An 11,131-nucleotide genomic window follows, 5' to 3' on the forward strand; every position below is an offset into this window, starting at 1 on the left:
GGTGCCCGACCTCGCGGTACGGGGCGAGGTCGGGCACCGCACCGCGAGGTCGGCGCGGGCAGAGCGAGAGGTCGTCCCTCAGGCGGGGTCGGGGCGCTCGACCGGCTGGGCGACGGGCTCACCCGCGGCGGACGTCGGCACCGACGACGTGCCCTCCTCCAGGGCCGGTGCCGCGGCCTGACCGGTGACCGCCGGCTGACCCATCGAGGCACGGATCTGGTCCAGCCGGGAGGAGCCGGCCACGTCGAGGGTGGCCTTCTCCACCTCGAGCATCCGACCCTCCACCGAGGACTGGGCCAGCTCCGCCTGCCCCAGCGCATTGGCGTAGCGGGCCTCGATCTTGTCGCGGACCTCGCCGAGGCTCGGCGTGTTCCCCGGCGCGGAGAGCTCGTTGACCTGCTTGATCGAGGCGGCCACGTGCTCCTGCATCTTGGCCTGCTCCAGCTGGCTCATCAGCTTGGTCCGCTCGGCCAACGTCGTCTGCAGCCGCATCCGGCTCTGCTCGACGGCACCCCGGGCCTGCTCGGCGGCCTGCAGCGCCTCGTCGTGGCTGCGCTTGAGGTCCTCCATGGCCTGCTCGGCGGCGACCAGCTGGGTGGCGAAGGCCTGCGCCGCGTTCTCGTACTCCGCTGCCTTGGCCGCGTCCCCGCCGGCGCGGGTCCGGTCGGCCAGGACGAGTGCCTGGCGGGCCGAGGCCTGCAGCTTCTCCACCTCGCCGAGCTGCCGGCTGAGCCGCATCTCCAGCTGCCGCTGGTTGCCCAGCACCGCGGCGGCCTGGTTGGCCAGCGCCTGGTGCCGCTGCTGCTCGGCCTCGATCGCCTGGGCGATCTGGATCTTCGGGTCGGCCTTCTCGTCGATCTTGGCGTTGGCGGAGGCCGTGAGGTACTTCCACATCTTCACGAACGGGTTGGGCATCGGTCCTCCTGCGCAGGTAGCGGTCGTCCGCCAGGGCCAGCCGTCCGGCGCACCGCAGCGATCGAGAGTCCCCGTCATCGTCCCAGGTGTCCCGGTGGACCGGCCAGCGGCGAGGTGCGCAGTCACCCGCCTCGCTAGGGTCGGGCGGGTGACCAGCGACCGCTCGGTGCTGAGCGTCCTCGGGGAACTCGTCGTCGACATGCTGCCCGACACCGCCGCCGGCGCCGGTCGGCACGGCACGGCACCCCGCTACGTCGCCCGCCCCGGTGGCAACGCGCTCAACGTCGCGGTCGCCGCCGGGCGGCTGGGCGTCCCGGTGCGGCTGCTGGCGAGGCTGGGCACCGGGCCGCTCGCGGTCGGGCTGCGCCGGCACGTGGAGCTGGCCGGCGTGGACCTCGCCGGGCTGGTGGCGGCCGGCGAGCCGGTCAGCCTGGCAGTGGTGGGCCTGGGCCCCGACGGCTCGCCGGACTACGGCTTCCACGTGCAGGGGGCCGCCGACTGGCAGTGGAGCGACGAGGAGCTCGCCGCCGTCCTGCCGCAGGAGACGGCGATCCTGCACGTGGGCTCCATCTCCAGCTGGACGCCGCCGGGCTGCGAGGCCATCGCCCGCCTCGTGGAGCAGGTGGCCGCGGACGGCCGGGCGCTGGTGAGCGTCGACCCGAACATCCGGCCGATGCTGGCCGACGGCCCGGTCGGGACGGCGCTGGGGAACTCGCCGGCGTCGGTGCGCGCCCGCCTGGACCGGCTGCTGTCCCGCGCCGACGTGGTCAAGGTCAGCGCCGAGGACCTCGCCTGGCTGGAACCCGACGCCGCCGGGGACCTCGACGCGGCGGCACTGCGCTGGGCCGACCGCGGCGTGGCCCTCGTGCTGCTCACCGACGGCGCGGCGCCCCTGCGCATCGCCCGGCCTGGCCGGGAGCTGCTGCACCGGGCACCCCCGCGGGTGACGGTGGCCGACACCGTCGGCGCCGGTGACTCGCTGGCCGCGGGGCTGTTCGCCGGGCTGCTGGCGGCCGGCGTCACCACCCGGGCGGCCCTGGAGCAGCTGCCCGACGACGAGCTGCTGCCCGTCGTCGACGACGCCGCCCTGGTGGCCGCCCTGAACTGCACCCGCGAGGGCGCCGACCCGCCGACCCGCGAGGAGCTGGTCGCAGCCCGCCGGTGAACGCGCCTGGGCGGCCGACACCGGGCGGCGGGGGCCGACAGCGGCGCCGGCAGCCGTCCGGCCGCCGGCGCCGTACCGCGAGGGGCTAGGCGGCGCCGGCGCGGCTGGCCCCGCCGCCGCCGACGGTCGTCCCGTGCGCCTGCGCCTCCTGGACCTGCTCGACCCGGTCCTCGGTGGCCATCTGGGTCAGCCGCGCCCCGGCCTCGGCGTCCCGGGTCAGGTTCTCACCGGTCTGCGGGTCGAAGACGTGCACCTTGCGGGCGTCCAGCCAGAACTCCGCCTCGCGGCCCTCCCGGATCCGGCTGGTCGCGTCGATGGACACGATGGCCTGGGTGCGCAGCTCCTCGGCGTCCAGTTCGCGGGACAGGTCGCGCAGCTGGTCGCGGATCGCGTCCGGCGCCTCGTAGGGGATGTAGGCGTACTGCGAGTCACCCAGCCACTCGGTGACGTCGACCCGCGCCCGGAACAGCGAGCCCAGCGGCCGCTTCGCCTCGTCGACCAGAGAGGCGTCCTCGAAGTACTCCGGCCGGATGCCGACCAGCATCAGGTCCCGGCCCCGCACCGCGGCGGCCCGGCGCTCGTCGAGCGTGATCGGCCCGAACGGCGTCTGCAGCCGGTCGCCGTCCAGCGACGCGGGCAGGAAGTTCATCGGCGGGGAGCCGATGAAGCCGGCGACGAACAGGTTGACCGGCTGCTCGTAGAGCTCACGCGGCGAGGCGACCTGCTGGATCTTGCCCTTGCGCAGCACGCAGACCCGGTCGCCCAGGGTCATGGCCTCGGTCTGGTCGTGGGTGACGTAGACCGTGGTGATGCCCAGCCGGCGCTGCAACCGGGAGATCTCGGTGCGCATCTGTCCGCGCAGCTTGGCGTCGAGGTTGGACAGCGGCTCGTCGAAGAGGAACGCCTCGGCCTGGCGCACGATGGCCCGGCCCATCGCCACGCGTTGGCGCTGGCCACCGGAGAGGTTGGCCGGCTTGCGCTCCAGGTGCTCCTTGAGCTCCAGGACGTCGGAGGCCTCGGTGACCCGGCGGCGCACCTCGTCGTCGGACATCTTGGCCAGCCGCAGCGGGAAGGCGATGTTCTCGTACACGGTCATGTGCGGGTAGAGCGCGTAGTTCTGGAAGACCATCGACAGGTTCCGGTCGCGCGGGGCGAGGTCGTTGACCCGCTTGCCGCCGATCACCATGTCGCCGCTGGTGATGTCCTCCAGTCCGACGATCATCCGCAGCAGCGTCGACTTCCCGCAGCCGGACGGGCCGACGAGGATCATGAACTCCCCGTCGGCGATGTCCAGGCTGACATCGTTGACCGCCGGGTAGCCGTCGCCGTACTGCTTGACGATGTTGCGCATCTCGATCGAAGCCATGAGATCTCGTCCCTCGCTGAGGTGGGTGGGTACGGGGGTCAGCCCTTGACCGCGCCGTTGGTGAGACCGGCGACGATGCGCCGCTGGAAGAGCAGGACCAGGACCACGACCGGGATGGTGACGATCACGGCGGCGGCCGCGGTGACGCCGGTCGGGTCCTCGAACTGCGACGCCCCGGAGAAGAGGCCGAGAGCGGCGGGGACCGGTCGCGCCGCCTCCGTCGAAGTGAGTGAGATGCCGTACAGGAAGTCGTTCCAGGCGATGAAGAACGCGATGATCGCCGTGGTGAACACCCCGGGTGCGGCCAACGGGACGATGACCTTGCGGAACGCCTGCCAGCTGGTCGCGCCGTCGACCTGCGCGGCTTGCTCCATCTCCCAGGGGATCTCCCGGAAGAACGCCGACATCGTCCAGATGGAGATCGGCAGCGTCAGCGACAGGTACGGGAGGATCAGCCCCGGCCAGGTGTCGTAGAGGCCGATCTGGCGCCACACGTTGAACAGCGGCGTGACGATCGAGATGATCGGGAAGATGGCCACGGCCAGCGCGGTCGTGAGGATGAGGCGCTTGCCCGGGAAGTCGAGCCGTGCGATGGCGTAGGCGGCGAACATGGACAGGATGGCCGCGATCGCGGTGGCGATCAGGACGATCCCGAAGGAGTTGCGCAGTGCCGGCAGGAACAGGCCGCTGGCACTACCGGTGAAGATGTCGCTGTAGTTCTGCCCGGTGACGTCCGTGGGCAGGAACCGGCCGTTGGCGAGGTCCGACGGGGCCTTGAGCGACAGCGACACGATCCAGGCGATGGGGAACAGGCAGTAGACGACGAGGACCGCCCCGCCGATGAGCCACCAGGTCTTCTCGCGTCGGGACATCACTTCTCCCCTCTGGCCTGTGACAGGTCGACCTTGAAGCCCTTGATGAAGCCCACCGCGATGACGACCACGGCGAGGAACAGCAGGACCGAGACCGCGGACCCCAGGCCGATCTCCAACCGGGCGATCGTCTGGCGGTAGGCCAGGAACGACACCGTCTCGGTGGCGTTGGCCCCGGCGGTCATGATGAAGACGGTGTCGAAGATGCGGAAGGCGTCCAGTGTCCGGAACAGCAGGGCGACCATGATCGCCGCCTTCATGTTCGGGATGGTCACCCGCCACAGCCTCTGCCACCAGGTGGCCCCGTCGACCTTGGCCGCCTCCTGAAGCACCTCCGGCACCTGGGCCAGGCCGGCGAGGAGCAGCAGGGAGATGAATGGCGTGGTCTTCCAGATCTCGGCCAGGCAGATCACCAGCAGGGACGTCCAGGTGCCACCGAACCAGTCGGTGTCCGTGCCGACCCCCGGGATCCAGGCAAACCAGCTGTTGACGAAGCCCGTGTTGATGTCGAAGGCGAACTGCCAGGCGAGCGCGGAGACGACCGTGATGACCGCGTAGGGGATCAGGATCGAGGCCCGGACGACCGGCCGGATGGAGCTCAGCGCCTTGGCCATCACCATGGCCAGGCCGAAGCCGAGGACCAGTTCGACCGCGACGGTCACCACCGTGATGAAGAAGGTGACGCCCAGGGCCTGCCACCACAGTGAGTCGCTGAGGATGACCACGTAGTTGGACAGCCCGGTGAAGGCCCGGTTCGTCGGGTCGGTGAGCCGGTAGGAGAACAGCGACTCGTAGACCGCCTGCAGGATCGGGTAGGCGGTCACCGCCAGCATCACGAAGAAGGCGGGGCCGGCCAGCAGCCAGCCGAGTCGCCGTTCCGAGCGGGACCGGTCGGTGATCTTGCCGTTCGGCGCTGACGCGGGTTGGGTCTTCTCCCGCGGCGGGAGGGTCGTGGTGCTCACAGCAGCTGCTCCCCTGCGAGGACGGCGCGGATGAGCTCGGCCGCGGCCGGACCGGTGACACCCGGCGTGACGGAAGACGGCGGGTGGTAGGTCCGCTGGACCGCGGCGGAGACCTCGTTGTAGTAGACGGTCTGCGGCCGGGGGGCGGCCATCTCCAGGGACTCCCGGATCTCGGGGGCCATGGGGAAGACCTCCAGGACCTCGGGGTCGTCGTACACCGGGATGGAGGAGGCCGGGTTGCCGTTGGAGGTGAAGTAGTACGCCTGGTTCTCGTCCGACACGATGCACTCCGCGGCCGCATAGGCGGCGTCGACGTTCTCGCTGAAGGCGCCGACCCCGATGTTGATGCCGCCGTAGGGCGGCGCGGCCGGGTCGTCGGGGTTGACCCTCGGGTAGATCGTCCAGCCATAGTCCTCCGGCACGGAAGGGTCGAGCGTCCCCGCCTCCACGGCGCTCTGCGCCCTTCCGTAGACGAACGGCCAGTTGACCATGAAGCCGCCGTCCGGCCCCTCGAACTCGGTGGCCGAGGCGTCCTCGTTCTCGGTGGAGAAGGCCGGCCCCGCGACGCCGCTGTCGGCAACCGAACGCATCACCTCGGCCGCCCGCACGGCGGCGTCCGACTCCAGGCCCAGTTGGATGTCCTCCGGGTCCTCGGCGGTCTCGGTGATGATCGAGCCGCCCGCGGACTCGATGAGCGCGTTGAGCCAGACCGTGAGGGACTCCGCGCGGGCGCCCTGGGCCCCGACGAGCGTCCCGGTCTGCTGGGCGGCCTCGACGATCTGGTCCCAGGTGACCGGCTGGCTCATGTCCAGACCGGCCTCCTCGGCGACCGACTCCCGGTACCAGAGCAGCTGGGTGTTCGCCCAGAAGGGCACGGTGACCAACTCGCCGTCCCAAGTCGCGCCAGCGACCGCGCTCTCCACGACGTCCTCGGTGACCCGCTCGGCGACGTCCTCGGGCACGGGAGCGAGGAAGCCGGCCTGCGCGAACTCCGGGATGAAGGGCGGGTCGAGGCTCATCAGGTCGATCGAGGAGTCGTTGGCCGCCAGCCGGCGGACCAGCTGCTCGCGCTGCTGCGAGGCCTCCCGGGGCAGCTGCGCGGTCTCGATGGTGTACGCCCCGTCGGCGGCCTCGGTGCACCGCGCGGCGATCTCGGCCTGGCCGCCGGAGTCGGGGTTGGTGTACCAGGTGAGGGTGTTGCCCCCGCCGCCGGAGTCGCCACCGCACGCCGCCAGCGTCGAGGCCACGACGGCGGCGGCCGCCGCCGCGCCGAGCGAGCGTCTGCGCGTCCCGGCCTGACCCGGGGCCCGGCTCCTGCTGTCACTCGACACCGTCATCCGCCTCCGTTTTGGGCGCAGCGAGCTCCGGTCACCCGCGGTCCTCGCACCGTGGCCCAGGCCACAGTGGGTGTCAACTCGAACGAAACCGCCTCGTTACCGACTCTTCCGGCCTCCGTGGGGGGTCCCGCCGGGGACCACGGGCGGCGGGGGCAACGGGTGGTGCGTCAGCCCCGGCCGCCGAGGATGGCCGAGGGGGTGGTCAGCTCCTTGGGGGTGCGGGGCAGGACGGTGTCGAAGTAGGAGCGCGCCGCCCGCGTCGTCCCCACGTCGTGCCCGGCCTGCTCGGACAGGAACCAGCGGTGCTCGAGGATCTCGTGGAAGACCTCCGCGGGCGCCAGCCGGCCCACGAGGTCCGGCGGGATCGCGTCGACGACCGGCTGGTAGGCCTCGGCCAGCCACCGGTAGCCGGCGACGGTCTCCGGGACGGGCGTGCCGGTCCGCTGCTCCAGCGTCGCCCGGTAGGCGCGCAGGTCGTTGAGCAGCCGGCGGGCCTGGCGCTCCTGCACCTCCAGACCGGTCAGCCGGAACAGCTCCCGGCGGTTCTGCCCCGGCTCGGACACGCGGGTGTCCACCCGCAGCCGTGCGCCGCCGTCGGGGTCGGTCACCAGGTCGACCTCCCCGACGTCGAAGCCCAGGTCGTTGAGCCGCTGCAGCCGCTCGGCCACGCGCTGGCGCTGCTCGGCCAGCGCGAACACCTCCTCGTGGGTGACCTCCTCCCACAGCGCCTCGTAGCGCGGCGGCAGGCTGTCGGCGACCTCGATGGGGTCGACGTCGGCCGGCAGCAGGTCGCCGAACTGCAGGTCCAGCAGCTCCGCACCCACCCGTTCGCGGGCCAGGTCGACGTCGTAGCGCCGCTGACCGGGGCTCAGCTGCGGGTGGCGCTCGGAGGTCTCGGCGTCGACCAGGTGGGCGGTGAAGGCGCCGGCGTCGAGCCGGAACAGCGTGTTGGACAGCGAGCAGTCGCCCCAGAACACGCCGGCCAGGTGCAGCCGGACCAGCAGCACCACCATGGTGTCGAGCAGCTGCTCGGCGGACTGCTCACCGTGCGGGCGGGAGAAGAGGTAGCGGTAGGACATCGAGTACTCGAGGTAGCGGGTCACCAGGACGGCGTCCTGGTCGTCGGGGCGGTCGACGCAGATGCCCAGCACCGACACCGAGGGCAGCCCCTCCTCCTCGAACTGGCCGAGCAGCCCGTACTCGTGGCGGGCCAGCCGTTCGGGGATCTCCTTGAGCGCGTAGACGTGCCCGCCCTGCGCGGTGAAGCGCACGACGTGCCGGGAGATGCCGCGCTGCGGCACCTCGAGGAGCAGCTCGGGGTCCCACTGCTCCAGCGGCAGGTGGAAGGGCAGGCCCAGCAGGGCCGCACCGTCGCTGGCCGGTGGCCGGAAGAGGTACCGCACGAGGGACTCCCGAGGTCCGTGACCGCAGCCGACACCCTGATGGCGGTGCCGGACCGTCACCCTCCCATGCCGGACGCGTCCGGCCCGCAGTCGTCCCCGGCCGGTCGAGCGGCCCCTCCTGCAGGGTCCCGCCGCGAGCTCGGGTGACGTGCTGGAACGGCCCCCTCCTGCAGGGTCCCGCCGCGAGCTCGCGAGCGGTGGGGGGCGAGGGCGGCCCCGTCCAGGGCACCGCCCCGAGCCGGTGACGTGCTGGAACGGCCCCCTCGCAGGGTCCCGCCGCGAGCTCGCGAGCGGTGGGGGGCGAGGGGGTCCTTCCTCAGGCCGCGAGCGACACCGCGCCGGCCGTACGACCCGTGGCGCGGGTGGGCGCGCCGACCAGGGCCAGGGCCGGCTCGGCGACCGGCTGCTCCTCGGCGGCGGCCGGCACCTGCTCCACGGGGACCTCGACCGGGGCGGCGGCGGGCGCGACGGGGCGCAGCCGCCCGTCCTCACCGCGCAACCCGAGGCTCACCTCGGCCAGCAGGTCGGCCAGCTCGACGTCGAGGGCGTCGCAGATCGAGGCGAGCAGCTCCGAGGACGCCTCCTTCTGGCCGCGCTCGACCTCGGAGAGGTAGCCCAGGCTCACCCGGGCCGCACCGGAGACGTCGCGCAGCGTCCGACGCTGGCGCAGCCGGTGGCCGCGCAGGGTCGTCCCGAGCTGGGTGCGCAGCAGCGTCATCGCCGTCTCCTGTCCTGCCTGTGCGGGGCGGCGGCACCCGGGGTGCCGTGCGCTCACGGTACGCGGCGCCGATGACGATCACCGGACGACGCCGGATGCGTCCGCTGACGGCGTAACACCGCAGGCCGCCGGCCCCTTCCGGGTGAGGGACCGCAACGGCCCCCCTGCAGGGGCCCGCCGCGAGCCTGGTGACGTACTGGAACGGCCGCCCTCCAGGGGCCCGCGCCGAGCTTGCGAGGCGTGGGGAGGAGGGTGGTCCTCCTTCAGGCGGCGGGCTCGGTCCTCGGTCCGCCGGCCGCGCGGCGGGCGGCGGCGGCGCGCGCGGCCCGGATGCTGGTGCGCCGCAGCGTGAGGGCGCGGTGGACGTAGTCCAGACCGGTCACCACGGTGAGCACCACAGCAGCGGCCATGACCCACCAGCGGGCGGTCCCGAACAGGCCGTCCAGCGGGAGGGTGTACATCCCGATGGCCAGGGCCTGGACGACGGTCTTGGCCTTGCCACCCCGGCTGGCCGCGATCACCCCGTGGCGGAGCACCCAGAAGCGCAGCACCGTCACCCCGACCTCGCGGACGACGATGGTGAGCGTCACCCACCAGGGCAGCAGGGCCAGCACCGACAGCCCGACGAGCGCGGTACCGGTCAGCGCCTTGTCGGCGATCGGGTCGGCGAGCTTGCCGAACTCGGTGACCTGACCGGTGCGCCGGGCGATCATGCCGTCGTAGCGGTCGGTGATGATGGCCAGCGCGAACGCGAGGGTGGCCCAGTAGCGCAGGCCGTCGTCGGTCCCGCCGTCGGCGAGCAGCAGGGCGGCGAAGACGGGCACCAGGGCCAGCCGCACGAGGGTGAGCGCGTTGGGCAGGTTGAGCAGCCGCGCCGACCGGGGCGGCGTGGCGGCCGGGTCCGCCGGAGGGGTCATGCGCGCACCGCGGGAACGAGTGCTGAGGTGACCAGTGTGGTGGCCACGAGGTCCACGCCCTCGGTGGCGACGACCTGGGCGGCGACCAGCTCGCCGGCGACCGCGCCCGCCGGCACGCCGGTGACCGTCGTCGTCCCGTCGGCCTCGGGGTCCTGGTGGGCGGCGTGGCCGGCCCAGACCCCGGGGGCCTCGTCGGCGGAGAGGTCCTCGGTGAGCAGCACCTCGACCCGGTCGCCGAGGCGGTCCTCGGCGCGCTGCGCGGTCAGCTCCTCGACCAGGTCGGTGACCCGCCGGACGCGGGCGTCGATCTCGGCCTGGTCGAGCTTGCCGGGCAGGCCCATCGCCTCGGTGCCCTCCTCGTCGGAGTAGCCGAACACGCCGACGGCGTCCAGGCGGCCCTCGACGAGGAAGCGCTCGAGCTCGGCGACGTCGTCCTCGGTCTCCCCGGGGAAGCCGAGGATGACGTTGGTGCGGAAGCCGGCCGCCGGCGCCAGTGCCCGCGCGCGCCCGATCAGCGCGAGGAAGTCCTCGGTGCCACCGAAGCGGCGCATCCGGCGCAGCAGCCCCGGCGAGGAGTGCTGGAAGGACAGGTCGAAGTAGGGCGCGACCCCGTCGGTCCCGGCGATGACCTCCACCAGGCCCGGGCGCAGCTCGGCCGGCTGCAGGTAGGCCACCCGCACCCGGACGACGCCCTCGACGGCGGCCAGCTGGGGCAGCAGCCGCTCGAGCAGCCGCAGGTCGCCGAGGTCCTTGCCGTAGGAGGTGGAGTTCTCGCTGACCAGGACCAGCTCGGTGACGCCCTGGGAGGCCAGCCACTGCGCCTCGCCGAGCACCTCGGCCGGCGGGCGGGAGACGAACGAGCCGCGGAAGGCCGGGATGGCGCAGAAGGCGCACCGCCGGTCGCAGCCGGAGGCGAGCTTGAGGGCGGCCGAGGGACCCGAGGCCAGCCGGCGGCGCTGCAGCCAGCCGTGCCCGGGGATCGCGGGGGCGTCCGCCGCGGTGACGGCGGCGGTGCGCTGCGCCGGGCTGATCGGCAGCAGGGTGCGCCGGTCGCGGGGGTCGTGCGGGACGAGCGGGCGGCCGGTGAGCACGTCGTCGAGCCGGTCACCGATCGCGGTGTAGTCGTCGAAGCCGAGCACCGTCGCCTCGGGCAGCGCGCCGGCCAGCTCGGAGCCGTACCGCTCGGCCATGCAGCCGACCGCGACCACCCGGGCGCCGGAGTCGGTGGCGGCCAGGATGGCGTCGACGGAGTCCTTCTTCGCCGACTCGATGAAGCCGCAGGTGTTCACCAGGACGGCGTCCGCGCCCTCGGCATCCTCCACCAGCCGGTACCCGCCGGAGGCCAGCCGGCCGGCCAGCTCCTCGGAGTCGACCTCGTTGCGGGCACACCCGAGGGTCACCACCGCCACGGTGCGGGCAGGGTCGGGCGCACGTGTCACCCGGCCGATCGTAGTGGCCTCCCGCGGGGGACCGCGC

General features: G+C 73.1%; 10 protein-coding genes. 1 reads left to right on the plus strand and 9 read right to left on the minus strand.

Features of this window, described 5'->3' with window-relative positions; genetic code table 11:
- Nucleotides 1-78: 78 nt before the first annotated feature.
- A complete protein-coding gene (locus RTG05_RS15485) occupies nucleotides 79-915 on the minus strand; it encodes a PspA/IM30 family protein (protein ID WP_166525858.1) in 837 nt (278 codons plus the stop codon).
- 148 nt (nucleotides 916-1,063) lie between these two features.
- Here RTG05_RS15485 and RTG05_RS15490 point away from each other — a divergent pair, with 148 nt between their 5' ends.
- Nucleotides 1,064-2,080: a carbohydrate kinase family protein gene (locus RTG05_RS15490; protein WP_166525859.1), complete on the plus strand. Its 1,017-nt coding sequence runs from the start codon at nucleotides 1,064-1,066 to the stop codon at nucleotides 2,078-2,080.
- 85 nt (nucleotides 2,081-2,165) lie between these two features.
- On the opposite strand, the gene RTG05_RS15495 is transcribed toward RTG05_RS15490, so the two are convergent.
- From RTG05_RS15495 to RTG05_RS15530, 8 genes are all read right to left on the minus strand, one after another.
- Nucleotides 2,166-3,446: an ABC transporter ATP-binding protein gene (locus RTG05_RS15495; protein ID WP_166525860.1), complete on the minus strand. Its 1,281-nt coding sequence runs from the start codon at nucleotides 3,444-3,446 to the stop codon at nucleotides 2,166-2,168.
- Between the two features lie 38 nt (nucleotides 3,447-3,484).
- Nucleotides 3,485-4,318 (minus strand): carbohydrate ABC transporter permease, encoded by an 834-nt coding sequence (locus RTG05_RS15500; protein WP_166525861.1) that lies wholly within the window; start codon nucleotides 4,316-4,318, stop codon nucleotides 3,485-3,487.
- Nucleotides 4,318-5,280, minus strand: coding sequence for an ABC transporter permease subunit (locus tag RTG05_RS15505; protein WP_315911939.1), 963 nt, complete (start codon nucleotides 5,278-5,280; stop codon nucleotides 4,318-4,320). Before RTG05_RS15505 ends, RTG05_RS15500 begins: the two co-directional genes overlap by 1 nt.
- Nucleotides 5,277-6,617 (minus strand): extracellular solute-binding protein, encoded by a 1,341-nt coding sequence (locus RTG05_RS15510; RefSeq protein WP_166525862.1) that lies wholly within the window; start codon nucleotides 6,615-6,617, stop codon nucleotides 5,277-5,279. The genes RTG05_RS15505 and RTG05_RS15510 overlap by 4 nt, the downstream gene beginning before the upstream one ends.
- A gap of 167 nt (nucleotides 6,618-6,784) precedes the next feature.
- Complete coding sequence (locus RTG05_RS15515) at nucleotides 6,785-8,020, minus strand: DUF4032 domain-containing protein (RefSeq protein ID WP_166525863.1); 1,236 nt, start codon at nucleotides 8,018-8,020, stop codon at nucleotides 6,785-6,787.
- Between the two features lie 316 nt (nucleotides 8,021-8,336).
- Nucleotides 8,337-8,738 (minus strand): helix-turn-helix domain-containing protein, encoded by a 402-nt coding sequence (locus RTG05_RS15520; RefSeq protein ID WP_166525864.1) that lies wholly within the window; start codon nucleotides 8,736-8,738, stop codon nucleotides 8,337-8,339.
- Between the two features lie 263 nt (nucleotides 8,739-9,001).
- Nucleotides 9,002-9,655, minus strand: coding sequence for a CDP-diacylglycerol--glycerol-3-phosphate 3-phosphatidyltransferase (pgsA, locus tag RTG05_RS15525; protein WP_166525865.1), 654 nt, complete (start codon nucleotides 9,653-9,655; stop codon nucleotides 9,002-9,004).
- A complete protein-coding gene (locus RTG05_RS15530; protein ID WP_166525866.1) occupies nucleotides 9,652-11,094 on the minus strand; it encodes a MiaB/RimO family radical SAM methylthiotransferase in 1,443 nt (480 codons plus the stop codon). Before RTG05_RS15530 ends, pgsA begins: the two co-directional genes overlap by 4 nt.
- Nucleotides 11,095-11,131: the final 37 nt, after the last annotated feature.

The sequence above is a fragment of the Geodermatophilus sp. DSM 44513 genome (assembly GCF_032460525.1).
Classification (GTDB): Bacteria; Actinomycetota; Actinomycetes; order Mycobacteriales; family Geodermatophilaceae; genus Geodermatophilus.

Bases quoted from the DNA above. Each gene is read 5' to 3' on its own strand.
- RTG05_RS15485 (WP_166525858.1), bottom strand. From the start codon at position 915: ATGCCCAACCCGTTCGTGAAGATGTGGAAGTACCTCACGGCCTCCGCC.
- RTG05_RS15495 (WP_166525860.1), bottom strand. From the start codon at position 3,446: ATGGCTTCGATCGAGATGCGCAACATCGTCAAGCAGTACGGCGACGGC.
- RTG05_RS15500 (WP_166525861.1), bottom strand. From the start codon at position 4,318: ATGTCCCGACGCGAGAAGACCTGGTGGCTCATCGGCGGGGCGGTCCTC.
- RTG05_RS15510 (WP_166525862.1), bottom strand. From the start codon at position 6,617: ATGACGGTGTCGAGTGACAGCAGGAGCCGGGCCCCGGGTCAGGCCGGG.
- RTG05_RS15520 (WP_166525864.1), bottom strand. From the start codon at position 8,738: ATGACGCTGCTGCGCACCCAGCTCGGGACGACCCTGCGCGGCCACCGG.
- pgsA (WP_166525865.1), bottom strand. From the start codon at position 9,655: ATGACCCCTCCGGCGGACCCGGCCGCCACGCCGCCCCGGTCGGCGCGG.